Genomic DNA, 24,071 nt, shown 5'->3' with positions numbered 1-24,071 from the left:
AGGTGGCATATGAGAATTGTTATTGCATTAGGCGGAAATGCCTTATTGCGTCGCGGCGAGCCGCTGACTGCTGAAAACCAGCGATTAAATGTGCGTATTGCGTGTGAACAAATCGCCAAAATTTATCCTAATAATGAATTGGTCATTGCACACGGCAACGGCCCGCAAGTAGGTCTGTTAGCGCTACAAGGGGCAGCTTATAAAGATGTTCCGACTTATCCGTTAGACGTGTTAGGGGCGGAGTCTGTGGGCATGATTGGTTATATGATTCAACAAGAACTGGGAAATCTAGTTCCTTTTGAAGTGCCATTTGCGACTTTGCTTTCACAAGTAGAAGTAGATATTAATGATCCGGCCTTTAAAAATCCAACCAAACCGATAGGCCCGGTATATTCCAAAGAAGAGGCAGAACGGTTGGCAAAAGAGAAAAACTGGAGCATAGCACAAGACGGCGACAAGTATCGTCGCGTTGTGCCAAGTCCATTGCCAAAACGGATTTTTGAGATTCGTCCGGTTAAATGGTTGTTGGAAAAAGGCAGTATTGTTATCTGCGCCGGTGGTGGCGGTATTCCGACTTATTATGATGAACAACATAATCTGCAAGGCGTAGAGGCGGTTATCGATAAGGATTTATGTTCCGCGCTATTAGCCGAAAACTTGGATGCGGATTTATTCATTATCGCCACCGATGTGTCTGCCACCTTCGTGGACTGGGGGAAACCGACACAAAAAGCCATTGCATTAGCACCACCGGATGAGATTGAAAAGATGGGCTTTGTGGCCGGTTCTATGGGACCGAAGGTGCAAGCAGCGGTTAACTTTGCACGCAACACGGGCAAAGATGCTGTGATCGGTTCGCTTTCCGATATTGTGGACATTGTGAAAGGCAAGGCGGGTACCCGTATTACGCAGAAGGCGACGGAAATTTCCTACTATTCATAACGATGTACACAATAAGTAAAATACTTTGAGAATGTCAGCAGTTCAAAGTAGAATGCGCGGTCGGTATAACGGCATAATGTGTTATGCCGACTTGCCAAACAAAAACTGTTGTATCGAAAGGAGTCTGTTATGGAAGCGTCTAATCAAAAAAAGACCTTTAATTTCCCATCAGCGTTTAGCATTTTATTCCTTATTTTAATCCTTGCTGTGGGATTAACATGGGTCATCCCATCAGGTTCATATTCTAAATTGACTTATAATATGACCGATAAAGTATTTGTGGTAAAAACCTACGGCGAGCAAGACAAAACTTATCCGGCCACTGAAGAAACCCTCAATAATCTCAATATCAAAATTAAACTGACGAATTTCACCGAGGGTGTAATCAAAAAACCTATCGCTATTCCGGGTACTTATCAACGTATTGAACAACATTACAAAGGTATCAAAGATATTCCTATCAGCATGGTGGAAGGAACCATAGAAGCCGTGGATGTGATGGTGTTCATTTTCGTGCTGGGCGGTATGATAGGGGTCATTAATAGAACGGGCTCGTTTAACGCGGGGTTAATGGCTTTAGCGCGGCGCACGAAAGGCAATGAATTTATGATTGTATTCAGTGTTTCCGTGTTGATGGTGTTAGGGGGTACCACTTGTGGTATCGAAGAAGAAGCGGTTGCATTTTACCCTATTCTGGTCCCGGTATTTTTAGCCTTGGGGTATGATGCCATTATTTGTGTTGGGGCCATCTTCTTGGCTTCCTCCATGGGAACGGCGTTTTCCACCATTAATCCATTCTCTGTGGTTATCGCTTCCAATGCTGCCGGTATTCAATTTACCGAAGGGATTGGGTTCCGTGCCATTGGGTTAGTATTAGGGGCAACTTGCGTTATTGCTTATTTATATTGGTATGCTAAGAAAGTGAAAGCGGATCCGAGTTTTTCCTATACTTATGAGGATAGAGAAGAGTTTTATCATCGTTATATGAAAAACTTTGATCCAAATACGGTACTTGAGTTTACCTTAAGAAGAAAACTTATCTTAATTCTCTTCTGTATTGCCTTCCCAATCATGATTTGGGGGGTAATGGCAGGTGGCTGGTGGTTCCCGCAAATGGCGGCTTCATTCTTGTCCATCACCATTATCATCATGTTTATCAGTGGGTTGAAAGAAAAAGACATTGTGGAATCCTTTACCGAAGGGGCTTCTGAATTAGTTGGCGTATCCTTAATTATCGGTTTGGCACGTGGTGTTAACTTAGTACTTGAACAAGGCATGATTTCCGACACCATTTTGGACTATATGTCTAACTTGGTCAGTGGCATGCCGGGTAGCGTCTTTATTCTCGGTCAATTGGTAGTCTTTATATTCTTAGGTCTTATCGTGCCGTCTTCCTCCGGTTTGGCAGTGCTTTCCATGCCGATTATGGCTCCGCTTGCCGATGCTGTAGGCATTCCGCGTGACATTGTGGTTTCCGCCTATAACTGGGGACAATACGCCATGTTATTCTTGGCGCCGACAGGTTTGGTATTGGTTACCTTGCAAATGTTACATATTCCGTTTAACAAGTGGGTGAAATTCGTTATGCCGATGATTGGTTGCTTGCTAGTGATTGGATCAATCCTATTGGTTATTCAAGTTTCTTTATATAGCGTTTAAATACCTCTGTCATAAAGACCACTTATAACACAGACTTTTATAGGTGGTCTTGTTATAATTGCCACGTTTTTGTTCTTTCTAAAAAAGGATTTTTTATGCTAAAGAAACTATTTGATAACATTGATACGCGCATCTTGAAAGCTCTGCAGCGTAATGGGCAGTTACAAAATAACGAATTAGCAAAAGAAGTTGGCCTTTCTAACTCCGCCTGTTTGCGCCGTGTGAATAGTTTAGAAGAAAATGGCGTGATTGATGGCTATGTTGCTTTATTAAATCCGAAGAAAGTGAATTGCAATTTAACCGTTTATGTTCAAGGAACATTTTTTGAAGAGGATCCGGAACTAAAAGAGCGGTTCATTTTTGAGATAAAATTAATCCCGCAAGTATTGGAATGCCATTTAATGGCAGGGAGCTATGATTTTCTGTTAAAAATGTGCGTTGCCGATTTAGACCAATTTAATACCATCAAAAACACCTACCTCACCAAAAATATCGGCATCAAAACCCTCAAATCCGAAGTTTCCCTAAAAACCATCAAAAACACCACCGAGTTACCCTTATAAGACGCTAAAAGTGCGGTTGTTTTGGGGCGCGTTTTTATTGAGCAAACTGACCGCACCTTTTAGGTGATGATAAATATAGAGAAAATACTTGCAAAGCCTAATGGGTTTCGGTAGAATTTGCAGGCTTTTTATAGAAGCCGTTTAGTGTAATCATTTATTAAACGGGTGTTGCGATAGGTAACACTAACAATGTTCCCGATTTGGGGACTATATAAACAGGTAGCTTGCACCTCCTTTTCTTGTTGTTCTGATGTAAGAATTGTGATGGTGTTAGTTTTTTTATTAGCTAAATTTATTGGAGCTCTGGTCTCATGCAGAACCAAAGAATCCGAATCCGTCTTAAAGCATTTGATCATCGTTTGATCGATCAATCTACAGCGGAGATCGTTGAAACAGCTAAACGTACTGGTGCACAAGTTCGTGGCCCAATTCCTTTACCAACCCGTAAAGAGCGTTTCACAGTATTGATTTCTCCACACGTAAATAAAGATGCGCGTGACCAATATGAAATCCGTACTCACAAACGTTTAGTTGATATTGTTGAGCCAACAGAAAAAACTGTTGATGCATTAATGCGTTTAGACTTGGCTGCCGGCGTTGACGTGCAGATCAGCCTAGGTTAATTAAGAGGTTATTACAATGATTGGTTTAGTCGGTCGTAAAGTCGGTATGACCCGTATCTTCAATGAAGATGGCGTGTCTGTACCGGTTACTGTTATCGAAATCGAAGCCAACCGCGTAACTCAAGTTAAAACTCTTGAAAACGATGGCTATACTGCAGTTCAAGTTACTACTGGTTCTAAAAAAGCCAGCCGTGTAACTAAGCCTGAAGCTGGTCATTTCGTGAAAGCCGGTGTTGAAGCCGGTCGCGGTTTATGGGAATTTCGTACCGAAGGTGAAGAATTCACTTTAGGTCAAGAAATCAATGTTGACATCTTCGCAGATGTTAAAAAAGTCGATGTTACCGGTACTTCTAAAGGTAAAGGTTTCCAAGGTGGTGTTAAACGTTGGAACTTCCGTACTCAAGATGCTACCCATGGTAACTCTTTATCACATCGTGTCCTTGGTTCTATTGGTCAAAACCAAACTCCGGGTCGTGTGTTTAAAGGTAAAAAAATGGCAGGACACTTAGGTAATGAACGTGTAACCGTTCAATCACTTGAAGTTGTTCGTGTAGATGCTGAGCGTAAATTACTACTTGTTAAAGGTGCTGTTCCTGGCGCTACCGGTAGTGATGTTATCGTTAAGCCGGCAGTTAAAGCATAGTCTGGGAGATAGAGATGGAATTACAAGTTGTAGGTGCTAATGCACTCACTGTTTCTGAAACTACCTTCGGACGTGAGTTTAACGAAGCGTTGATTCACCAAGTTGTTGTTGCTTATGCAGCAGGTGCCCGTCAAGGTTCTCGTGCACAAAAAACTCGTGCTGAAGTGTCCGGTTCAGGTAAAAAACCTTGGCGTCAAAAAGGTACAGGTCGCGCTCGTTCAGGTGATATTAAGTCACCAATCTGGCGTTCAGGTGGTGTCACTTTTGCAGCGAAACCACAAGATCACAGTCAGAAAGTGAACAAGAAAATGTACCGTGGTGCAATTCAGAGCATTCTTTCCGAATTAGTTCGTCAAGATCGTTTAGTGGTTGTTGAGAAATTCGAAATTGATGCACCAAAAACTAAAGTTTTAGTACAAAAATTAAAAGAATTAGCACTTGAAGATGTGTTAATTATCACAGCAAGTTTAGATGAAAACCTATTCTTGGCAGCACGCAACTTATACAAAGTAGACGTTCGTGATGCTCAAGGTATCGATCCGGTAAGTTTAATTGCTTTCAATAAAGTAGTTGTAACTGTGGATGCTGTGAAGCAAATTGAGGAGATGTTAGCATGAGTCAAGAACGTTTGCTAAAAGTGCTTAAAGCACCACATGTCTCTGAGAAAGCAACAAATAACGCTGAGAAGTCAAACACTATCGTTTTCAAAGTGGCTTTAGATGCAAATAAAGTAGAAATTGCTAATGCAATAGAGCAACTTTTTGAAGTGAAAGTGGATTCTGTTCGTACCGTTGTGGTGAAAGGTAAAACTAAACGCCGTGGTGCTAAGATTGGACGTCGCAGTGACTGGAAAAAAGCTTATGTTACACTTCAAGAAGGCCAATCTTTGGACTTTGTTGAAGGCGCAGCAGAGTAATTACGGAGGAGTAGAAGATAATGGCTATCGTTAAATGTAAGCCGACCTCCGCTGGTCGTCGTCATGTTGTTAAAGTTGTTAACCCTGAATTGCACAAAGGTAAACCTTTCGCTGCACTTTTAGATACTAAATCTAAAACCGGTGGTCGTAACAACTATGGTCGTATTACTACTCGCCACATTGGTGGCGGTCATAAACAACACTATCGTTTAGTTGATTTTAAACGTAATAAATTAGATGTTCCTGGTGTTGTTGAGCGTTTAGAATACGATCCGAATCGTTCTGCAAATATTGCTTTAGTGCTTTATAAAGATGGTGAACGTCGTTATATCTTAGCACCTAAAGGTTTGTCTGCAGGTGATCAAATCCAAGCGGGTGCACATGCGCCAATTAAAGTTGGTAACTCATTACCAATGCGTAATATCCCGGTTGGTTCTACCGTACATAACGTTGAATTAAAACCTGGCAAAGGCGGTCAAATTGCCCGTTCTGCCGGTGCTTATGTACAGATCATTGCCCGTGAAGGTAACTATGTGACTTTACGTCTTCGTTCTGGTGAGATGCGTAAAGTATTAGCTGAGTGTTCTGCAACCATCGGTGAAGTAGGCAACTCTGAACATATGCTTCGCGTATTGGGTAAAGCTGGTGCTAGTCGTTGGAGAGGCGTACGCCCTACAGTTCGTGGTACAGCAATGAACCCGGTAGATCACCCACACGGTGGTGGTGAAGGTCGTAACTTTGGTAAACACCCAGTAACACCTTGGGGCGTTCAAACCAAAGGTAAGAAAACTCGCCATAACAAACGTACCGATAAATTTATCGTACGTCGTCGTGGTAAATAATTTTAATTAAATAAGAGGATAAGCCATGCCACGTTCTCTCAAGAAAGGTCCTTTCCTTGACCTACACTTGTTGAAGAAGGTAGAGAAGGCGGTGGAAAGCGGGGATAAAAAACCAATTAAAACTTGGTCCCGTCGTTCAATGATCATTCCTTCAATGATCGGATTGACCATCGCAGTCCATAATGGTCGTCAGCATGTTCCTATTTATGTATCTGATGAAATGATTGGTCATAAATTAGGTGAATTTGCACCGACTCGTACTTACCGCGGTCACGCTGCGGATAAGAAAGCTAAGAAGTAAGGGGTAAAAGATGGAAACTATAGCAAAACATCGTTACGCTCGCACTTCAGCGCAAAAAGCTCGTTTAGTTGCGGACTTAATCCGTGGTAAGAAAGTTGCTCAAGCACTAGAAATTCTTACTTATACTAATAAAAAAGCAGCAGCTTTAGTGAAGAAGGTTCTTGAATCCGCTATTGCCAATGCTGAGCACAATGACGGTGCAGATATCGATGATCTTAAAGTTGCGAAGATTTTCGTAGATGAAGGTCCAAGCATGAAACGTGTTATGCCACGTGCTAAAGGTCGTGCAGATCGTATTTTAAAACGTACAAGCCACATTACTGTGGTTGTGTCAGATCGTTAATCGTAGAGGAATAACAATGGGTCAAAAAGTACATCCACATGGTATTCGCCTAGGTATTGTAAAACCTTGGAGCTCTACTTGGTTTGCGAATACACAAGATTTCGCCAACAATCTTGAAGGCGATTTCAAAGTACGTCAGTTCTTAAATAAAGAATTAGCGAATGCTTCAGTTTCACGTATCACTATTGAGCGTCCTGCAAAAAGTATTCGTGTTACTATTCACACAGCTCGCCCGGGTATCGTAATTGGTAAGAAAGGTGAAGATGTTGAGAAATTGCGTAATGCAGTGGCAAAAATTGCCGGTGTTCCTGCTCAAATCAACATCGCTGAAGTGAAAAAACCTGAATTAGATGCAAAATTAGTTGCAGATAGCATCGCTTCACAATTAGAACGTCGTGTAATGTTCCGTCGTGCTATGAAGAAAGCGGTACAGAATGCAATGCGTTTAGGCGCTAAAGGTATCAAAGTTGAAGTTAGCGGTCGTTTAGGCGGTGCTGAAATTGCTCGTTCTGAATGGTATCGTGAAGGTCGTGTGCCTCTACATACATTGCGTGCGGACATCGACTATAACACTGCAGAAGCTCATACTACATACGGCGTAATTGGCGTTAAAGTATGGATCTTCAAAGGTGAGATTCTTGGTGGAATGGCTGCGCTAGCGCAACCGGAACAACAACCTGCCGACAAGCCTAAAAAGGCTCCGCGCGGTAAAGGTCGTAAGTAAGGAGAATCGCTAAATGTTGCAACCAAAACGTACAAAATTCCGTAAAGTTCACAAAGGCCGTAACCGTGGTATCGCGGGCGGTACAGAAGTTAGCTTCGGTACTTTCGGTTTAAAAGCAGTTGGTCGTGGTCGTTTAACTGCGCGTCAAATTGAAGCCGCTCGTCGTGCGATGACTCGTGCAGTAAAACGTCAAGGTAAAATCTGGATTCGTGTATTCCCAGATAAACCAATTACTGAAAAACCATTAGAAGTCCGTATGGGTAAAGGTAAAGGTAACGTTGAGTACTGGGTAGCCTTAATCCAACCGGGTAAAGTTCTCTATGAAATGGATGGTGTGTCTGAAGAGATCGCGAGAGAAGCGTTTGCATTAGCAGCTGCTAAATTGCCAGTTAAGACCACTTTCGTAACTAAGACGGTGATGTAATGAAAGCTCAAGAATTACGTACAAAAAGTGTTGAAGAGCTGAATGCTGAATTAGTAAACCTTTTAGGTGAACAATTCAAGTTGCGTATGCAAGCAGCCACCGGTCAGCTTCAACAAACCCATCAGTTAAAACAAGTGCGTCGTAGCATTGCACTAGTAAAAACTGTTCTAACCGAAAAGGCGGGTGAGTAATGACTGATAAAATTCGTAGCGTGCAAGGTCGTGTAGTAAGCGACAAGATGGAAAAATCTTTCGTTGTTGCGATTGAACGTAAGGTTAAACACCCACTTTATGGTAAGTTTATCCGTCGTACAACCAAGTTACATGTGCACGATGAAAATAACGAGGCTAAATTAGGTGATTTAGTAGAAGTTCGCGAATGTCGCCCAATTTCTAAAACTAAGTCATGGACTTTAGTTCGTGTAGTTGAAAAAGCAGTAATTGCTTAATTAATTACAAAGAATAAATTAAAAGCCAACAGTGCAAACTGTTGGCTTTTTGTTTTCTAAAATAATTTAGGGGCTGTACTAGATAACTAGACTAGAATCTCTTTAACCAATTGTTTTAGAATGGAAATTTGAGATTTTATTTCACTATTGTTAAAGCGCCATTCGCATTCCTTCAAATACAGCTCAAAATGCGCTTTTGGAATGCCATTAAACTTGCGCAAATGACGTTTTGCTTGGTTCCAAAAATTCTCAATTCCGTTTATATGGTTATGATTTTCAGCAAAATGCGTACTGTGATTGATGCGGAAATGACTAAATTCGCTGACATCAAGCACATCATAACTACGGTAAGTGTCAGTGTAAACAATGCTGTCAGGCTTAACTTTCTCACGAATAATTGGCAATAGTATTGCTGATTGAGCATTTGGTACAACTACGGTATAAACTTTACCATTTCTCTTGAGAAGTCCGAATACCGCGACTTTGCCTGCTGCGCCACGACCACGCTTACCTTTGCGAATACCGCCGAAATAGCTTTCATCGGCTTCAATTTCTCCTTCAAACATTTCCAAATGCAGGCTTGTTTGATAAATGAGTAAACGTAATCGGTGAAAGTAATAAGCGGCTGTATTTTTGTTTACATTTACCAACTCACTTGCTGTTCTAGCCGTAACACCTGCGACAAACAATTCAATGAGTTTATTTTGTTTATGCTGACTTAAGCGACTTTTTCTCATTTAAGCATTCTAATCTAAATGAAAGATTTAGTCGTTATCTAGTACAGCCCCATAATTTAAATTTTGACCGCACTTCCCTCTAAGGAAGTTGTTATCAAATCATTCATAAGAATTTTAATCTTATTAAGATAAACTCCCTTGTTATAAGCAAAATTTCATTGCTTTTCATTTATAATTTTGCTAAACTCCGCCACCTCTCCGTCATACACTTTATGTGTTACGGATAGGTTCGTCCCGTAAGGGTGGTTTTTTAATTTAACGGAGCACTAATATGATCCAAGAACAGACTATGCTGGATGTTGCTGATAATTCAGGCGCTCGCAGCGTAATGTGTATCAAGGTTCTAGGTGGATCGCACCGTCGTTATGCTGCTATTGGCGACATCATCAAAGTTACTGTAAAAGAAGCAATTCCACGCGGTAAAGTTAAAAAAGGTGATGTATTAAAGGCAGTTGTTGTGCGCACCAAGAAGGGTGTTCGTCGCCCAGATGGATCAGTTATTCGTTTCGATGGTAACGCTTGTGTAATTTTAAACAATAATACCGAGCAACCAATCGGTACTCGTATTTTTGGACCAGTGACTCGTGAACTTCGTTCTGAGAAATTCATGAAGATCATTTCTTTAGCTCCAGAAGTACTGTAAGGAGAATGTAATGGCTGCAAAAATCCGTCAAAATGATGAAGTAATTGTGCTTACCGGCAAAAGCAAAGGTAAGCGCGGTAAGGTAACAAAAGTGTTATCTAATGGTAAAGTGATTGTTGAAGGTGTGAATATCATCACTAAACATGAAAAACCGGTACCTGCTTTAGGTAAAGAAGGTGGTTTAGTGAAAAAAGAAGCTGCGATTGATGTTTCAAACGTTGCGATCTTTAACCCGACAACAAATAAAGCTGACCGTGTAGGTTTTAGATTTGAAGATGGTAAAAAAGTACGTTTCTTCAAATCTAATAATGAAATTATTTAATAATAAACTGGAGTAATGCGATGGCGAAACTGCATGATTACTACAGAGATCAAGTAGTAAATGAATTGAAAACTAAATTCAACTACTCATCTGTCATGCAAGTCCCACGAATCGAAAAGATAACCCTAAATATGGGTGTGGGTGAAGCATTGACTGACAAAAAATTGCTAGATAATGCGGTTGCTGATCTGGCAGCGATTAGTGGTCAAAAACCTTTAATTACTAAAGCTCGTAAATCTGTTGCCGGCTTTAAAATCCGTCAGGGATATCCAATCGGTTGTAAAGTGACACTACGTGGCGAACGTATGTGGGAGTTTTTAGAACGTTTAATTACAATTGCTGTTCCACGTATTCGTGACTTCCGCGGTTTAAGTGCGAAATCATTTGATGGTCGTGGAAATTACAGTATGGGTGTACGTGAGCAAATCATCTTCCCTGAAATCGACTATGATAAAGTAGATCGTGTACGTGGTTTAGATATTACTATTACCACTACAGCTAAGAATGATGAAGAAGGTCGAGCACTATTGGCTGCCTTTAATTTCCCATTCCGTAAGTAAGGCAGGTTACAAATGGCTAAACAATCAATGAAAGCACGCGATGTGAAGCGCGTGAAATTGGCTGAAAAATTCTATGCTAAACGTGTGGAGTTGAAAAAGATTATTTCTGACGTTAATGCCTCTGACGAAGAACGTTGGAATGCAGTGTTAAAGTTGCAAACTTTACCACGTGATTCTAGCCCTAGTCGTCAACGTAACCGTTGTCGTCAAACTGGACGTCCTCATGGCGTTCTTCGTAAGTTTGGTTTAAGCCGTATTAAGGTTCGTGAAGCTGCTATGCGCGGTGAAATCCCGGGTCTTAAGAAAGCAAGTTGGTAATTTACCACTTTAATTTGGAATCGGAGTAAAAGCACAATGAGTATGCAAGATCCTATCGCAGATATGTTGACCCGTATTCGTAACGGTCAAGCTGCGAATAAAGTTGCGATCAGTATGCCTTCATCCAAGCTAAAAGTGGCAATTGCCAATGTATTAGCTGACGAAGGTTATATCGAGAGCGTTAAAGTAGTTGAAGGTGTAAAACCTGAACTGGAAATTACATTAAAATATTTCCAAGGAAAACCGGTTGTAGAAAGCATTCAGCGTATCAGCCGCCCTGGTTTACGTATTTATAAACGTAAAGACGAATTACCAAAAGTAATGGGTGGTTTGGGTATTGCTATTGTATCTACATCCAAAGGTGTAATGACTGACCGCGCAGCTCGCCAGGCTGGTTTAGGCGGTGAGATCATTTGTTATGTAGCTTAATAGAGAGGTAGGAAAATGTCTCGTGTTGCAAAAGCACCTGTTAGTATTCCTGCCGGCGTTGAGGTAAAACTTAACGGACAGTTACTAACAATTAAAGGAAAAAATGGTGAGTTATCTCGCTCTATTCATCATTCAGTAGAAGTTAAACATGAAAACAATGAATTAACATTTTCACCACGTGAAGGTGTTGAAGGTGGTAATGCACAGTCAGGTACTGCTAGAGCACTAGTTAATTCTATGGTTATTGGTGTTACTGAAGGATTTACAAGAAAACTACAGTTAGTAGGTGTAGGTTATAGAGCTCAAATTAAAGGAAATGCTGTTGCTTTAAGTCTTGGATTTTCTCACCCCGTTGAGCATGTTTTACCTGCAGGGATTACTGCTGAGTGCCCTTCTCAAACTGAAATTGTTTTGAAAGGTTCAGATAAACAGTTAATCGGTCAAGTTGCTGCAGATATTCGCGCTTATCGTCGCCCAGAACCATATAAGGGTAAAGGGGTACGTTACGCTGATGAAGTGGTACGTATGAAAGAAGCTAAGAAGAAATAATTAAGGTAACACTATGGATAAGAAATCAGCTCGTATCCGTCGTGCAGCTCGTGCGCGTCACATGATGAGAGAGCAAGGTGTAACTCGTTTGGTTGTTCACCGTACTCCACGTCATATTTATGCACAAGTAATCGCACCAAACGGTTCAGAAGTGCTTGCTGCTGCTTCAACTGTTGAAAAGGCAATTAGTGAGCAAGTGAAATATACCGGTAATAAAGATGCTGCGGCTGTTGTAGGTAAAATTGTAGCAGAAAGAGCATTGGCAAAAGGCGTTAAAGATGTCGCTTTTGACCGTTCCGGTTTTAAATATCATGGCCGTATCCAGTCTTTAGCGGATGCTGCTCGTGAAGCTGGTCTACAGTTCTAATTGAGGTAATTTGAGATGGCAAACATCGAAAAACAAACTGGTGAACTGCAAGAAAAGCTAATTGCGGTAAACCGCGTATCTAAAACTGTAAAAGGTGGTCGTATCATGAGTTTTACTGCATTAACTGTAGTAGGCGATGGTAATGGTCGTGTGGGTTTTGGATATGGTAAAGCACGTGAAGTTCCAGCGGCTATTCAAAAAGCAATGGAAAAAGCACGTCGTAACATGATTAATGTGGCTTTAACCGAAGGTACATTACAACATCCTATTAAAGGTGCTCATACTGGTTCACGTGTTTTCATGCAGCCAGCTAGTGAGGGTACCGGTATCATCGCCGGTGGTGCAATGCGTGCAGTGTTAGAAGTAGCAGGCGTCCGCAATGTATTATCAAAAGCGTATGGTTCAACTAATCCAATCAACGTTGTTCGTGCTACGATTGATGCTTTAGCGAATATGAAGTCACCAGAAATGGTTGCTGCTAAACGTGGTAAATCTGTTGATGAAATTTTGGGGTAATTAATAATGGCTAAAACTATTAAAGTAACACAAGTTCGTAGTTCTATTGCTCGTTTACCAAAGCATAAAGCTACGCTACGTGGTCTTGGTCTTCGCCATATGCATCATACTGTGGAGTTAATTGATACTCCAGCAGTACGTGGAATGATTAACCAGATTTTATATATGGTTAAAGTGGAGGAGTAATAGATGCGTTTAAATACTCTATCTCCGGCTGAAGGTGCTAAGCATAGTGCTAAACGTCTTGGTCGTGGTATTGGTTCAGGTTTAGGTAAAACTGGTGGACGTGGTCATAAAGGGCAAAAATCTCGTACTGGTGGCGGTGTTCGCCGTGGTTTTGAGGGTGGTCAAATGCCTTTATATCGTCGTTTGCCAAAATTTGGTTTTACCTCAATGAAAGCGGCAGTTACAGCGGAAGTTCGTTTAGACGATTTGAATAAAATTGAGAATGGCATTGTAACTTTAGAAGCATTAAAAGAAGCGAATCTTCTAACTAAGGATATTCAGTTTGTTAAAGTTATTTTAGCAGGTGAAGTTAAAACTAAATTAGTTATTCGCGGTTTACGTGTAACTAAAGGTGCGCGCGCAGCAATTGAGGCCGCTGGTGGTTCAATCGAGGAATAGTTAATGGCTAAACAACCAGGTTATCAAGCTAGAAGTACTCAGAGCGGTACAGGTGAACTTAAGCGCAGATTGTTATTTGTTTTAGGTGCACTTATAGTTTTCCGAATTGGGTCATTCATTCCGGTTCCTGGTATAGATGCCGCTGTATTAGCTCAATTAATTGAACAGCAAAAAGGCACCATCATTGACATGTTTAATATGTTTTCTGGTGGTGCGTTGAGCCGAGCCTCAATTTTTGCATTGGGGATTATGCCTTATATTTCGGCGTCAATTATTATCCAATTATTAGCAACGGTTCATCCGGCGCTTGCAGAATTAAGAAAAGAAGGTGAGTCTGGTCGTCGTAAGATAAGTAAGTATACACGTTATTCAACGGTTTTACTTGCTACATTACAGGCCGTAGGGATTTCAACTGGGTTACCTAACATGTTACCTGATCTTGTTCCAAATTTAGGATTCGGGTTCTATTTTACGGCAGTGGTTAGCTTAGTGACGGGAACGATGTTCTTAATGTGGTTAGGCGAGCAAATTACTGAACGAGGTATAGGTAACGGTATATCTTTAATTATTTTTGCAGGTATTGTAGCAGGGTTACCTGCCGCAATTGGTCAAACAATTGAGCAAGCGCGTCTTGGTCAAATGCATGTTCTAGTTCTTCTTTTAATCGCTGTTATTGTATTTGCGGTAACTTACTTTGTCATCTTCGTTGAGAGAGGGCAAAGAAGAATTAAAGTTGAATATGCAAAGCGTCAGCAAGGTAGACAAATTTTAGGTGGCCATTCAACTCATCTACCATTAAAAGTCAATATGGCAGGCGTTATACCGGCAATTTTTGCGTCTAGTATAATTCTTTTCCCTGCAACGTTGACTCAATGGGTTGGGCAAGGTTCTAGCTTGGAATGGTTAACTGATTTATCAATGCTATTACATCCGGGGCAACCTTTGTACTTGGTTGTATATGCTGCAGCAATTATCTTCTTTAGTTTCTTTTATACTGCCATGCAATATAATCCTCGAGATACTGCGGATAATTTGAAAAAATCTGGTGCATTTATACCTGGAATTAGACCAGGGGAGCAAACATCTCGATATATTGATAAAATCATGACTAGACTTACGTTAATTGGTGGTCTTTATGTCACATTTGTATGTTTGGTTCCTTATGTTATGACATCAGCTTGGAATGTGCAGTTTTATTTTGGTGGCACATCTTTACTGATTGTTGTAGTGGTAATTATGGATTTCATCGTTCAGATTCAGAGTCATTTAATGTCGACAAAATATGAGTCTGCGCTGAAAAAAGCAAACCTTAAGGGGTTTGGGCAATAGCCCATTTATATAAAAGGATAAGCAATGAAAGTTCGTGCGTCCGTTAAGAAATTATGTCGTAACTGTAAAATTGTAAAACGCGAAGGTGTTGTTCGTGTACTTTGTAGCGATCCTAAGCATAAACAACGTCAAGGTTAATTGATATTTTTCTTGCAAAGAACCGGTTGGGTAATTATACTACTCAGCTCATTTATTTCCTTGACACTCTGTTTGAGTATCCTGAAAACGGGCTTTTCAAGATCAGAGTGTCAAACTAGTTAACAATAGGAGTGCATAGTGGCCCGTATTGCAGGCATTAACATTCCTGATCATAAACATGCTGTAATTGCTTTAACTGCAATTTATGGTGTTGGTAAGACTCGTTCAAAAAGCATTTGTGCTTCTGCGGGTATTGCTGAAGATGTTAAGATCAGCGAATTGTCTGAAGAGCAGATTGATAAACTGCGTGACGAAGTTGGTAAATTTACTGTTGAAGGTGACTTACGTCGTGAAGTAACACTTAACATCAAACGTCTATTAGACTTAGGTTGTTATCGTGGTTTGCGTCATCGTCGTAGTTTACCGGTACGTGGTCAACGTACTAAAACTAATGCGCGTACCCGTAAGGGTCCTCGTAAGCCGATCAAAAAATAGTCGGGGTAAATTAAGATGGCAAAAACACCAGTTCGTGCACGTAAACGTGTAAAAAAACAAGTTGTAGATGGCGTTGCACACATTCACGCATCTTTCAATAATACAATCGTTACTATTACTGACCGTCAAGGTAATGCCTTAGCATGGGCAACTGCCGGTGGTTCAGGTTTCCGTGGTTCTCGTAAATCTACTCCGTTTGCTGCACAAGTTGCTGCAGAACGTTGTGCTGAAGTTGTAAAAGAATTCGGCTTAAAGAACTTGGAAGTTATGGTAAAAGGACCGGGTCCGGGCCGTGAGTCAACTATCCGCGCATTAAATGCGGCTGGTTTCCGTATCACGAATATTACCGATGTGACTCCGATTCCTCATAACGGTTGTCGTCCACCGAAAAAACGTCGTGTTTGATGACGTCATAGGATAGTTGGAGAAAGAAAATGGCAAGATATTTGGGTCCTAAACTCAAGCTCAGCCGTCGTGAAGGTACTGATTTATTCCTTAAATCAGGCGTTCGTGCGATTGATTCAAAATGTAAAATTGATACCGCACCAGGTCAACACGGTGCTCGTAAACCACGTTTATCTGACTATGGTAGTCAGTTACGTGAGAAACAAAAAGTTCGCCGTATGTACGGTATTTTAGAGCGTCAATTCCGTAACTATTACAAAGAAGCGAACCGCCTAAAAGGGAATACCGGTGAGAACTTATTGGTATTATTAGAAGGTCGATTGGATAATGTTGTTTATCGTATGGGATTTGCAGCAACTCGTGCTGAAGCTCGTCAGTTAGTGAGCCATAAAGCAATTGTTGTAAATGGTCGTGTGGTAAATATCCCATCTTTCCAAGTTTCAGTTGATGATGTAGTTGCTGTTCGTGAAAAATCTAAAAAACAAGCACGTATTAAAGCATCATTAGAATTAGCAGAACAAAGAGAAAAACCAACTTGGTTAGAAGTTGATACTGCTAAAATGGAAGGTGTATTCAAACGTGTTCCTGAACGTTCTGATTTATCAGCAGACATTAATGAACATCTGATCGTTGAGCTTTATTCTAAATAATAGAGCTTAGAAGCAAAGAGAGGATAAAATGCAGGGTTCTGTTACAGAATTTTTAAAACCACGCTTAGTTGATATTGAACAAATTAGTTCTACACAAGCTAAGGTAGTCTTAGAACCATTAGAGCGTGGTTTCGGTCATACTCTAGGAAATGCATTGCGCCGTATTCTTCTATCTTCAATGCCAGGTTGTGCTGTAACTGAAGTGGAAATTGATGGTGTGTTGCATGAATATAGTAGTAAAGAAGGTGTACAAGAAGATATTCTTGAAGTGCTTTTAAATCTAAAAGGTTTAGCTGTAAAAGTGCAAAATAAAGATGATGTTCTTCTAACGCTTAACAAATCTGGAATTGGCCCTGTTGTTGCTGCAGATATTACCCACGATGGTGATGTTGAAATTGTAAATCCGGAGCATGTAATTTGCCACTTAACTGACGAAAATGCATCCATTAATATGCGTATTCGTGTACAGCGTGGTAGAGGATATGTGCCTGCATCAGCTCGTACTCAAAATCAAGATGAAGATCGTCCGATTGGTCGTTTATTAGTAGACGCTTGTTATAGTCCTGTTGACCGTATTGCTTACAATGTTGAAGCGGCACGTGTTGAACAACGCACCGATTTAGATAAATTGGTTATTGAACTAGAGACAAACGGGACTATTGATCCTGAAGACGCGATTCGTCGTGCAGCAACAATTTTAGCAGAACAACTAGATGCATTCGTTGATTTGCGAGATGTTCGTCAACCTGAAATTAAGGAAGAAAAACCAGAATTCGATCCGATTCTGCTTCGTCCTGTTGATGATTTAGAGTTGACAGTTCGTTCTGCTAACTGTTTGAAAGCAGAAACAATTCACTATATCGGTGATTTAGTACAACGTACAGAAGTTGAGTTATTAAAAACGCCTAATCTAGGTAAGAAATCACTTACTGAAATTAAGGATGTACTCGCTTCAAGAGGCTTATCACTAGGTATGCGCCTTGAAAATTGGCCACCAGCAAGTATTGCTGAAGACTAGTTTGGTCGTAGGTTTAAGATTTTTCTGAGAAGGATAAGGTTATGCGCCATCGTAAGAGTGGTCGTCAACTCAACCGTAATAGCAGTCATCGTCAAGCGATGTTCCGTAATATGGCAAGTTCTTTGATTGGTCACGAGATCATTAAAACAACTTTGCCAAAAGCAAAAGAATTACGTCGAGTAGTTGAACCGTTAATTACTTTAGCAAAAGTTGATAGTGTGGCAAATCGCCGCTTAGCTTTTGCTCGTACACGCAACACTGAAACTGTTGCTAAATTATTTAATGAATTAGGTCCACGTTTTGCACAGCGTGCTGGTGGTTACACCCGCATCCTTAAATGTGGTTTCCGTGCAGGCGACAATGCACCAATGGCTTACATTGAATTAGTTGATCGTCCGGAAGTTTCTTCTGAAGAAGCAACAGCGGAATAATCGTTAATTTAGTTAAACTTAAAAAGGCTGAATATTTTCATATTCAGCCTTTTTGTTATCAATACTAAGGAGAATTCTTAGTAAATAAAATTATCTATTTCTTGTTCTGACCCATAAGTCAGCATATTTTATAAAAGTAGAATGTGCTGAAAGTATAGCCAGTAATAAGCCTGCTTTACCATCTAAGAATCCCAGACGAATAAAATACATTTTTACAAAACAGCCTATAGCATGGCTGATTCCTTGCCATAATGTCGCTTTTTTACCTGCTTTTTCTCGTTGGTCCGCCCACGCTTTGGCATATCCGGCAGATTTAACTAAGTAATGATGAATATTTTGGTAAGTATAATGTAATAAATCACCATTCAGTTTTTGAATATTGGTGTTTATAGGCAGTTCTACTTTCTCATGAACCAGTTGCTCGCCATACTGAGTAAAGTCCTTACGATATAAACGAATAACATAATCGGGGTACCAACCGGAGTAGCGAATTTTACTTCCAAAAATTTCACTTAATCGCGGAATTTTGTAGACGGTATTGGGCGTATCTTGAGAAATTGCTGTCAGAATGGATTGACGTAGCTTAGGCGTTACCCGTTCGTCCGCATCTAGCCATAAAACATAGTCAGAGGTCACATACTGCTGTGCTAATTGCCGCTGTTTGCCAAATCCAGGCCAATCGGTATTTTGGTAGAATTTTGCGCCGTATTGTTCGGCAATTTGTTGGGTTGCATCGGTGCTACCGGAATCTAAAATAACAATTTCATCCACCCAATCTTTTATAGTATCCAAGCATTGTGCAAGGTGGTGCGCCTCATTTTTAACAATCATTGCAACGCTGAGAGTCGGCATATTTTTATCCTTTGTGAATCAGTGACAAACGCTTATACTAGGCGCTTGTTTGTCTTTATTAATTTTTTGCAATTCTAACATAAGCCGACACATTTTCTATGTTACGTTTTTTCTATACCTGTTTGATGTATTTTGTTCAGCCAATGCTATGGCTTTCAGTGTTTTTGCGTGGCTTTAAAGCACCAAATTATCGTAAGCGTCTGGCTGAGCGCTATGGCTTTTATGGCAATATCCGACCTCCGCAGCCCAATGGTGTCTTAATTCATGCCGCCTCTGTTGGTGAGGTGATTGCCGCCGTTCCTTTAATTAAGCGGATTCAGCAAGATTATCCGCAACTGGCTATTACCGTAACGACGATGACGCCTACCGGTTCCGATCGCGTAAAAGCTGTTTTCGGCGACAGTGTGACACATGTGTATTTGCCTTATGATTTGCCTGATGCCGTTTCCCGTTTTATTGGATTTGTAAGACCACGCTTAATCATTGTCATCGAAACTGAAATTTGGTTTAACCTGATTCACCAATTTGCACTGCGAAACATCCCCTTTATTATTGTAAATGCCCGCTTATCTGCACGTTCTGCTACACGTTATGGTTGGTTTAAAGATCAGTTAAAACCGGTATTGGATAACATTACGTTAATTGCCCCACAAGATGAGGTCAGTTGGCAACGTTATGCGCAATTAGGCATTGCGCCCGAACGATTAATATTAACCGGTAATATTAAATATGACTTAAATGTGAGTGATGGATTACTTCATAACATTGCAACATTAAAAGCACAATGGAATACACAACGATCTATCTGGATTGCCGCCAGCACACACGAAGGCGAAGATGAAATCATTTTAAAAAGTCACCGCACTTTATTGCAGCAATATCCTGATTTATTGCTGATTTTGGTGCCGCGTCATCCGGAACGTTTCAATTCGGTGGCTCAACTGATTGAACAAGAAGGCTTTTGTTTTATCCGGCGTAGCAGCCATGAGATACCTGCAGAAGAAACACAAGTCTTGCTTGGTGATACGATGGGTGAACTTATGTTGTTATACGGTATGGCCCATGTAGCGTTGGTCGGCGGCAGTTTAGTGGCGCATGGCGGGCATAATCCATTAGAACCTTTGGCGTTCAAATTGCCGGTTATCAGTGGGAAGCATACGTTTAACTTTCCTGAGATTTTCGCTAAATTAATTGAACGGCAAGGCGTGTTAATAACGGAAGACACTCCACAGGCCTTGGCTAAAGCGGTGACAACCTTTTTGCAGTCAGCCGAACTTGGTGAACGTTATGGCCAGGCCGGTTATGTCGTGTTAAATGAAAATCGTGGCGCGTTGCAACGCGTGATGGATTTATTAAAACCTTATTTGAACTAGGATAAAACAATGACAACGGTAATCTATCCCGGTACATTTGACCCGCTAACGAACGGGCATTTGAATATTATTGAACGAAGTGCGGTGCTTTTTTCAAACGTTTTGGTGGCGGTGGCCGAAAGCCCAAGTAAAAAGCCTTTATTTTCTTTAGACGAACGGGTCGCGTTGGCGCGTCAAGCCGTGACACATTTACCGAATGTTGAGGTTATCGGGTTTAATAATTTGCTTGCCCATACCATTGCCGAATATGAGGTCAAAGCGATTATTCGTGGTGTGCGTAGCACGACGGATTTTGAATATGAAGTACAGTTAGCTCATCTTAACCGGCTCCTCACTTACGGTGTAGAAAGTTTGTTTTTCCCGCCGGTGGAACAATGGTCTTACGTTTCTTCAACCATGATCCGTGAAATTTATCTACACAACGGCGACATGAGTCAACTCGTCCCGCCGGTGGTGTTAAAGGCGTTGCAAGAGAAACGGAAATAGCATTCCTTAGCAGAGAACAGTAACAACAATAAGGCATTTGTGCTATTTTAGTCCTACATTTCCTTAACTCGAGAACAACAACGTATGGAAAAAATCATTATTGACGAGAATCAGTTTTTAAGAACAATTTCCCGCATTTCTCATGAAATTATTGAAAAACACCAAACTTTGGATAATTTAGTCATCGTTGGTATTAAGCGTCGTGGCGCAGAAATTGCTGAGCTGATTAAAAATAAAATTAAAGCCCTAACGCAAACGGATATTCCGGCCTTTGATTTGGACATTACGTTTTATCGTGATGATTTGCAACCTGCACAGGCGGCACAAACACCGGTTTATCGCGGTGCTTCCGATTTTATCAACATTCAGCATAAAGATGTTATTTTGGTGGATGATGTATTGTTTACCGGCCGTACAATTCGGGCAGCATTGGATGCGCTAGTGGATTTCGGACGGGCGGCAAAAGTGGAGTTGGTGATTTTTGTTGATCGTGGGCATCGAGAGCTTCCCATTCGAGCCGATTATGTGGGTAAAAATGTGCCAACCAGTCGTAGCGAGAGCATTCAAGTGCGTACAATGAAGTTTGACCAATGCTATGAAGTGGCTTTGTTGTCTAAATAAAGTTTGTGAACCTTCGTCAAAATTGATAATCTAACCAGTAATTTCAATCTTATAACGGAATATTAGCGAATATGAATCTGAAGTCAGTTTTCTTTGCCGTAGTCGGTGTTTTGGCGCTTGTTGCGAATGTGCAAGCCGAGGAAAAAGTCGTTGCGACAGTGAATGGCATTCCTGTGTTGGAAAGCCAAGTGAGAGGGGCATTAAATAAGAAAACCAACGATCGCCAAGCGGCATTAAATAAAGTCATTGATGATATTTTGGTTGATCAGGCTGTGAAAGAATCCGGTGTGAAAGTTAACAACGCCCAAGTGGATCAAATCATCGAAGGTATTGCCGCGCAAAATGGCTTAACCTTCGGTCAGTTATTAGATGCTCTCGATTATCAAGGCATTAGTTATCGTGCTTATCGCCAACAAATTGCACAGCAAGTAATGATGTCTGAAGTACGTAATCATGCGATTAGCCAAAGTGTGGATGTTTCCCGCGAGCAAGTGGAAGCGCTCGCCAAGAAAATGTTAGATGAGGCTAAAGCGAAAGGCTCTGTGGCGAAAGTCTCTGATACACAATATGAAGTTCGTCATATCTTATTGAAATTAAATCCATTATTGAATGATTCGCAAGCTAAAGCACAACTTCAGCAAATTCGTGCAGATATTATCGACGGTAAAACGACCTTCGCCGATGCTGCATTGAAATATTCCAAAGACTATTTGTCCGGCGCCAATGGCGGTAATTTAGGTTATGCCTTCCCGGAAATGTATGTCGGCCCGTTTAATCAAGCCATTCGTACTACCAAACCGGGCGTTATTAGCGTTCCGTTTAAAACAGAATTCGGTTGGCATATTTTAGAGGTCACCAATACCCGCCAAGGGGATCGTACGGAAGATGCTTATCGCCAAAAAGCTTATGAGCAAATCGTGAACCAACAATTGCAAGATTCTGCCCGCGATTGGGTGCAAGCGTTGCGTAAACGAGCAGACATTAAATACTTAAATTAATCATCATCCCGGCCCAATGGTCGGGATTTTGCTTTATAATATGACCGCACTTTTTATTTTTATAAGACAGCATCAATGAATTCAAAAAAACACTTGGGCCATACGGCGCGTAAACGGTTCGGGCAAAATTTCTTGCACGACAACAATGTGATTCAAAATATCGTGGCGGCAATTTACCCGCAGTCTAACCAATTTTTAGTGGAAATCGGCCCGGGTTTGGGCGCGTTGACCGAACCGGTGGCGGAGCAGGTGGAGCGCCTGACCGTATTAGAGCTTGACCGTGATTTGGCGGAGCGTTTACGCCACCACCCGTTTTTGCATCAAAAATTAAATGTCATTGAAACCGATGCTATGCAGTTTGATTTTTCCGGCCTTTATGAACAAGAACATCTGGCCGAGAAAGGCCAAAAAATGCGTGTGTTCGGTAACTTGCCGTATAATATTTCCACGCCGTTAATGTTCCACTTGTTTAAATATCACCACATTATTCAAGACATGCACTTCATGTTGCAAAAAGAAGTGGTGAAACGCTTGTGTGCAGCCCCGAACAGCAAGGCATACGGAAGATTGACCATTATGGCGCAATATTTCTGCCAAGTGATGCCGGTGTTGGAAGTGCCGCCGAGTGCTTTTAAACCTGCACCGAAAGTGGATTCTGCTGTAGTTCGGTTAATTCCGCACACCACATTGCCACATCCGGTGAAAGATTTATATTGGCTGAATCGCGTCTGTTCGCAGGCATTTAATCAGCGTCGCAAAACGCTACGTAATGCATTGTCGGGTTTATTTTTACCGGAAAATCTGACCGCACTTAGCATCGATTTAAACGCGCGAGCGGAAAATCTCAGCATCGCCGATTATGCCCGTTTGGCGAATTGGTTGGCAGATAACCCGCCGGCGGATGTGAACAAAGATGATGTGATGGATTCGGAAGCATAAAAGAGCGGTCAAAAATGGCGACATATTTAGTGGGCGACCTACAAGGTTGTTATGACGAATTACAAATATTATTGGATCGAGTGAACTTCGACCCGGCGCAGGATACGCTTTATTTAACCGGTGATTTGGTGGCGCGCGGCGATAAATCGTTGGAATGCCTTCGCTTCGTAAAATCTTTGGGGAGTTCGGCTTATACTGTGTTGGGCAATCATGATTTACATTTAATTTCTACCGCACTTGGCATTAAAAAAATTAAATCCTGTGATCGGGTTGCACCGATTTTTTCCGCGCCCGATTTTTTTGAATTAATTAATTGGTTACGTGAACAGCCTTTACTTATCCATAATGAACAGCTGAATTTCGTCATGACGCACGCCGGTATCTCGCCCGATTGGGATTTAGCAACCGCCAAAGCCTGTGCTAATGAAGTGGAAAATGTGTTGCGCCATGGCAATTATCGCTATCTCATTGAAAATATGTATTCAGAGCAGCCCGATCGTTGGTCGCCAAATTTACAAGGGCTCGATCGTCTACGCTATATTATTAACGTCTTTACCCGTATGCGTTTTTGCTATTGGGATCATCGTTTAGATTTTGCGTGTAAACTGACTCTCAAGGATGCGCCGAAGAACCTTGCACCCTGGTTCTCCTTGGATAATCCGCTGTATCAAACAAAAAATCTCGTTTTTGGCCATTGGGCAAGTTTAGTAGATGAAACCACCCCATCGAATATTTATGCCCTCGACACAGGTTGCGTTTGGAACAACCGTCTCACTATGCTGCGCTGGGAAGATAAGCGCTATTTCACCCAAAGTGCGGTCAAAAATTACAGTGATTTTTAGG

At 41.3% G+C, this 24,071-nt stretch carries 39 protein-coding genes; 37 read left to right on the top strand and 2 right to left on the bottom strand.

Going from position 1 to position 24,071, the window contains the following annotated elements:
- Positions 1 to 9: 9 nt before the first annotated feature.
- From arcC to rpsQ, 14 genes are all read left to right on the top strand, one after another.
- Positions 10 to 942, top strand: a complete 933-nt coding sequence (arcC, locus tag DK428_RS03775) for a carbamate kinase (RefSeq protein ID WP_109064645.1) — start codon at positions 10 to 12, stop codon at positions 940 to 942.
- A gap of 129 nt (positions 943 to 1,071) precedes the next feature.
- On the top strand, positions 1,072 to 2,601 hold the full coding sequence (locus DK428_RS03770) for a YfcC family protein (RefSeq protein ID WP_109064646.1): 1,530 nt from the start codon (positions 1,072 to 1,074) through the stop codon (positions 2,599 to 2,601).
- A gap of 95 nt (positions 2,602 to 2,696) precedes the next feature.
- Positions 2,697 to 3,164 carry an Lrp/AsnC family transcriptional regulator gene (locus DK428_RS03765; RefSeq protein ID WP_109064647.1) on the top strand — a complete coding sequence of 156 codons (468 nt, stop codon included), beginning with the start codon at positions 2,697 to 2,699 and terminating at the stop codon, positions 3,162 to 3,164.
- Positions 3,165 to 3,475: 311 nt separating this feature from the next.
- On the top strand, positions 3,476 to 3,787 hold the full coding sequence (gene rpsJ / locus DK428_RS03760) for a 30S ribosomal protein S10 (protein WP_001181005.1): 312 nt from the start codon (positions 3,476 to 3,478) through the stop codon (positions 3,785 to 3,787).
- Positions 3,788 to 3,803: 16 nt separating this feature from the next.
- Complete coding sequence (gene rplC / locus DK428_RS03755; protein ID WP_005545484.1) at positions 3,804 to 4,430, top strand: 50S ribosomal protein L3; 627 nt, start codon at positions 3,804 to 3,806, stop codon at positions 4,428 to 4,430.
- Positions 4,431 to 4,444: 14 nt separating this feature from the next.
- Positions 4,445 to 5,047 (top strand): 50S ribosomal protein L4, encoded by a 603-nt coding sequence (gene rplD, locus DK428_RS03750; protein WP_109064648.1) that lies wholly within the window; start codon positions 4,445 to 4,447, stop codon positions 5,045 to 5,047.
- Positions 5,044 to 5,346: a 50S ribosomal protein L23 gene (rplW, locus tag DK428_RS03745; protein ID WP_109064649.1), complete on the top strand. Its 303-nt coding sequence runs from the start codon at positions 5,044 to 5,046 to the stop codon at positions 5,344 to 5,346. The genes rplD and rplW overlap by 4 nt, the downstream gene beginning before the upstream one ends.
- A gap of 20 nt (positions 5,347 to 5,366) precedes the next feature.
- Positions 5,367 to 6,188: a 50S ribosomal protein L2 gene (gene rplB, locus DK428_RS03740; protein WP_109064650.1), complete on the top strand. Its 822-nt coding sequence runs from the start codon at positions 5,367 to 5,369 to the stop codon at positions 6,186 to 6,188.
- Between the two features lie 25 nt (positions 6,189 to 6,213).
- Positions 6,214 to 6,489: a 30S ribosomal protein S19 gene (gene rpsS / locus DK428_RS03735; RefSeq protein ID WP_109064651.1), complete on the top strand. Its 276-nt coding sequence runs from the start codon at positions 6,214 to 6,216 to the stop codon at positions 6,487 to 6,489.
- A gap of 10 nt (positions 6,490 to 6,499) precedes the next feature.
- Positions 6,500 to 6,832, top strand: a complete 333-nt coding sequence (gene rplV / locus DK428_RS03730) for a 50S ribosomal protein L22 (protein WP_050692961.1) — start codon at positions 6,500 to 6,502, stop codon at positions 6,830 to 6,832.
- 16 nt (positions 6,833 to 6,848) lie between these two features.
- Positions 6,849 to 7,556, top strand: coding sequence for a 30S ribosomal protein S3 (gene rpsC / locus DK428_RS03725; protein ID WP_005701881.1), 708 nt, complete (start codon positions 6,849 to 6,851; stop codon positions 7,554 to 7,556).
- 13 nt (positions 7,557 to 7,569) lie between these two features.
- Positions 7,570 to 7,980, top strand: a complete 411-nt coding sequence (rplP, locus tag DK428_RS03720) for a 50S ribosomal protein L16 (protein WP_005539359.1) — start codon at positions 7,570 to 7,572, stop codon at positions 7,978 to 7,980.
- Complete coding sequence (gene rpmC / locus DK428_RS03715; protein WP_005701880.1) at positions 7,980 to 8,171, top strand: 50S ribosomal protein L29; 192 nt, start codon at positions 7,980 to 7,982, stop codon at positions 8,169 to 8,171. Before rplP ends, rpmC begins: the two co-directional genes overlap by 1 nt.
- Positions 8,171 to 8,428 (top strand): 30S ribosomal protein S17, encoded by a 258-nt coding sequence (gene rpsQ / locus DK428_RS03710; protein WP_005539352.1) that lies wholly within the window; start codon positions 8,171 to 8,173, stop codon positions 8,426 to 8,428. The genes rpmC and rpsQ overlap by 1 nt, the downstream gene beginning before the upstream one ends.
- An 86-nt stretch (positions 8,429 to 8,514) precedes the next feature.
- Here the strand turns inward: rpsQ and DK428_RS03705 are convergent, their stop codons facing one another.
- Positions 8,515 to 9,165 (bottom strand): IS1595 family transposase, encoded by a 651-nt coding sequence (locus DK428_RS03705; protein WP_109092121.1) that lies wholly within the window; start codon positions 9,163 to 9,165, stop codon positions 8,515 to 8,517.
- Between the two features lie 271 nt (positions 9,166 to 9,436).
- Here DK428_RS03705 and rplN point away from each other — a divergent pair, with 271 nt between their 5' ends.
- The 17 genes from rplN (at position 9,437) to rplQ (ending at position 17,959) form a co-directional block, all read left to right on the top strand.
- Complete coding sequence (gene rplN / locus DK428_RS03700; RefSeq protein ID WP_005619403.1) at positions 9,437 to 9,808, top strand: 50S ribosomal protein L14; 372 nt, start codon at positions 9,437 to 9,439, stop codon at positions 9,806 to 9,808.
- Between the two features lie 10 nt (positions 9,809 to 9,818).
- Entirely contained in the window at positions 9,819 to 10,130 is a 312-nt protein-coding gene (gene rplX, locus DK428_RS03695; RefSeq protein WP_005548785.1) for a 50S ribosomal protein L24, read from the top strand.
- Between the two features lie 20 nt (positions 10,131 to 10,150).
- A complete protein-coding gene (gene rplE / locus DK428_RS03690) occupies positions 10,151 to 10,690 on the top strand; it encodes a 50S ribosomal protein L5 (RefSeq protein ID WP_005548784.1) in 540 nt (179 codons plus the stop codon).
- 12 nt (positions 10,691 to 10,702) lie between these two features.
- The gene (rpsN, locus tag DK428_RS03685) at positions 10,703 to 11,008 is read left to right on the top strand and encodes a 30S ribosomal protein S14 (protein WP_109064652.1); all 306 of its coding nucleotides are present in this window, start codon (positions 10,703 to 10,705) and stop codon (positions 11,006 to 11,008) included.
- A gap of 36 nt (positions 11,009 to 11,044) precedes the next feature.
- A complete protein-coding gene (gene rpsH / locus DK428_RS03680; RefSeq protein ID WP_109064653.1) occupies positions 11,045 to 11,437 on the top strand; it encodes a 30S ribosomal protein S8 in 393 nt (130 codons plus the stop codon).
- A 15-nt stretch (positions 11,438 to 11,452) separates the two neighbouring features.
- Positions 11,453 to 11,986 carry a 50S ribosomal protein L6 gene (gene rplF / locus DK428_RS03675; protein WP_109064654.1) on the top strand — a complete coding sequence of 178 codons (534 nt, stop codon included), beginning with the start codon at positions 11,453 to 11,455 and terminating at the stop codon, positions 11,984 to 11,986.
- 13 nt (positions 11,987 to 11,999) lie between these two features.
- Positions 12,000 to 12,353: a 50S ribosomal protein L18 gene (gene rplR / locus DK428_RS03670; RefSeq protein ID WP_109064655.1), complete on the top strand. Its 354-nt coding sequence runs from the start codon at positions 12,000 to 12,002 to the stop codon at positions 12,351 to 12,353.
- 15 nt (positions 12,354 to 12,368) lie between these two features.
- Positions 12,369 to 12,869: a 30S ribosomal protein S5 gene (gene rpsE / locus DK428_RS03665; RefSeq protein ID WP_109064656.1), complete on the top strand. Its 501-nt coding sequence runs from the start codon at positions 12,369 to 12,371 to the stop codon at positions 12,867 to 12,869.
- A gap of 6 nt (positions 12,870 to 12,875) precedes the next feature.
- Positions 12,876 to 13,055 (top strand): 50S ribosomal protein L30, encoded by a 180-nt coding sequence (rpmD, locus tag DK428_RS03660; RefSeq protein ID WP_109064657.1) that lies wholly within the window; start codon positions 12,876 to 12,878, stop codon positions 13,053 to 13,055.
- Between the two features lie 3 nt (positions 13,056 to 13,058).
- Positions 13,059 to 13,493, top strand: coding sequence for a 50S ribosomal protein L15 (gene rplO / locus DK428_RS03655; protein ID WP_109064658.1), 435 nt, complete (start codon positions 13,059 to 13,061; stop codon positions 13,491 to 13,493).
- A 3-nt stretch (positions 13,494 to 13,496) separates the two neighbouring features.
- The gene (secY, locus tag DK428_RS03650; protein WP_109064659.1) at positions 13,497 to 14,822 is read left to right on the top strand and encodes a preprotein translocase subunit SecY; all 1,326 of its coding nucleotides are present in this window, start codon (positions 13,497 to 13,499) and stop codon (positions 14,820 to 14,822) included.
- 24 nt (positions 14,823 to 14,846) lie between these two features.
- Positions 14,847 to 14,960, top strand: coding sequence for a 50S ribosomal protein L36 (rpmJ, locus tag DK428_RS03645; protein ID WP_005548767.1), 114 nt, complete (start codon positions 14,847 to 14,849; stop codon positions 14,958 to 14,960).
- Between the two features lie 138 nt (positions 14,961 to 15,098).
- A complete protein-coding gene (rpsM, locus tag DK428_RS03640; RefSeq protein ID WP_109064660.1) occupies positions 15,099 to 15,455 on the top strand; it encodes a 30S ribosomal protein S13 in 357 nt (118 codons plus the stop codon).
- 15 nt (positions 15,456 to 15,470) lie between these two features.
- Positions 15,471 to 15,860: a 30S ribosomal protein S11 gene (gene rpsK, locus DK428_RS03635; RefSeq protein ID WP_005701868.1), complete on the top strand. Its 390-nt coding sequence runs from the start codon at positions 15,471 to 15,473 to the stop codon at positions 15,858 to 15,860.
- A gap of 29 nt (positions 15,861 to 15,889) precedes the next feature.
- Positions 15,890 to 16,510: a 30S ribosomal protein S4 gene (gene rpsD / locus DK428_RS03630; protein WP_109064661.1), complete on the top strand. Its 621-nt coding sequence runs from the start codon at positions 15,890 to 15,892 to the stop codon at positions 16,508 to 16,510.
- Between the two features lie 28 nt (positions 16,511 to 16,538).
- Complete coding sequence (locus DK428_RS03625) at positions 16,539 to 17,528, top strand: DNA-directed RNA polymerase subunit alpha (protein WP_109064662.1); 990 nt, start codon at positions 16,539 to 16,541, stop codon at positions 17,526 to 17,528.
- 41 nt (positions 17,529 to 17,569) lie between these two features.
- The gene (gene rplQ, locus DK428_RS03620) at positions 17,570 to 17,959 is read left to right on the top strand and encodes a 50S ribosomal protein L17 (protein ID WP_005701863.1); all 390 of its coding nucleotides are present in this window, start codon (positions 17,570 to 17,572) and stop codon (positions 17,957 to 17,959) included.
- A gap of 90 nt (positions 17,960 to 18,049) precedes the next feature.
- Here rplQ and DK428_RS03615 read toward each other — a convergent pair whose 3' ends face one another.
- Positions 18,050 to 18,811, bottom strand: coding sequence for a glycosyltransferase family 2 protein (locus DK428_RS03615; RefSeq protein WP_109064663.1), 762 nt, complete (start codon positions 18,809 to 18,811; stop codon positions 18,050 to 18,052).
- A 98-nt stretch (positions 18,812 to 18,909) separates the two neighbouring features.
- Here DK428_RS03615 and waaA point away from each other — a divergent pair, with 98 nt between their 5' ends.
- The 6 genes from waaA to apaH all read left to right on the top strand — a co-directional run bounded on the left by waaA (position 18,910) and on the right by apaH (position 24,070).
- Positions 18,910 to 20,184 carry a lipid IV(A) 3-deoxy-D-manno-octulosonic acid transferase gene (gene waaA, locus DK428_RS03610; RefSeq protein ID WP_109064664.1) on the top strand — a complete coding sequence of 425 codons (1,275 nt, stop codon included), beginning with the start codon at positions 18,910 to 18,912 and terminating at the stop codon, positions 20,182 to 20,184.
- 9 nt (positions 20,185 to 20,193) lie between these two features.
- Positions 20,194 to 20,670 (top strand): pantetheine-phosphate adenylyltransferase, encoded by a 477-nt coding sequence (gene coaD, locus DK428_RS03605; protein WP_109064665.1) that lies wholly within the window; start codon positions 20,194 to 20,196, stop codon positions 20,668 to 20,670.
- A gap of 84 nt (positions 20,671 to 20,754) precedes the next feature.
- On the top strand, positions 20,755 to 21,291 hold the full coding sequence (gene pyrR, locus DK428_RS03600; RefSeq protein ID WP_109064666.1) for a bifunctional pyr operon transcriptional regulator/uracil phosphoribosyltransferase PyrR: 537 nt from the start codon (positions 20,755 to 20,757) through the stop codon (positions 21,289 to 21,291).
- A 71-nt stretch (positions 21,292 to 21,362) separates the two neighbouring features.
- Positions 21,363 to 22,289 carry a peptidylprolyl isomerase gene (locus tag DK428_RS03595; protein WP_109064667.1) on the top strand — a complete coding sequence of 309 codons (927 nt, stop codon included), beginning with the start codon at positions 21,363 to 21,365 and terminating at the stop codon, positions 22,287 to 22,289.
- Positions 22,290 to 22,364: 75 nt separating this feature from the next.
- Entirely contained in the window at positions 22,365 to 23,228 is an 864-nt protein-coding gene (gene rsmA / locus DK428_RS03590; RefSeq protein ID WP_109064668.1) for a 16S rRNA (adenine(1518)-N(6)/adenine(1519)-N(6))-dimethyltransferase RsmA, read from the top strand.
- Between the two features lie 14 nt (positions 23,229 to 23,242).
- Positions 23,243 to 24,070 (top strand): bis(5'-nucleosyl)-tetraphosphatase (symmetrical) ApaH, encoded by an 828-nt coding sequence (gene apaH / locus DK428_RS03585; RefSeq protein ID WP_109064669.1) that lies wholly within the window; start codon positions 23,243 to 23,245, stop codon positions 24,068 to 24,070.
- The last annotated feature ends 1 nt before the right edge of the window (position 24,071 follow it).

The sequence above is a fragment of the Aggregatibacter kilianii genome (assembly GCF_003130255.1).
GTDB lineage: Bacteria > Pseudomonadota > Gammaproteobacteria > Enterobacterales > Pasteurellaceae > Aggregatibacter > Aggregatibacter kilianii.
Note: the sequence above shows the minus strand (reverse complement) of the source record. Positions and strands in the feature narration are given on the sequence as shown.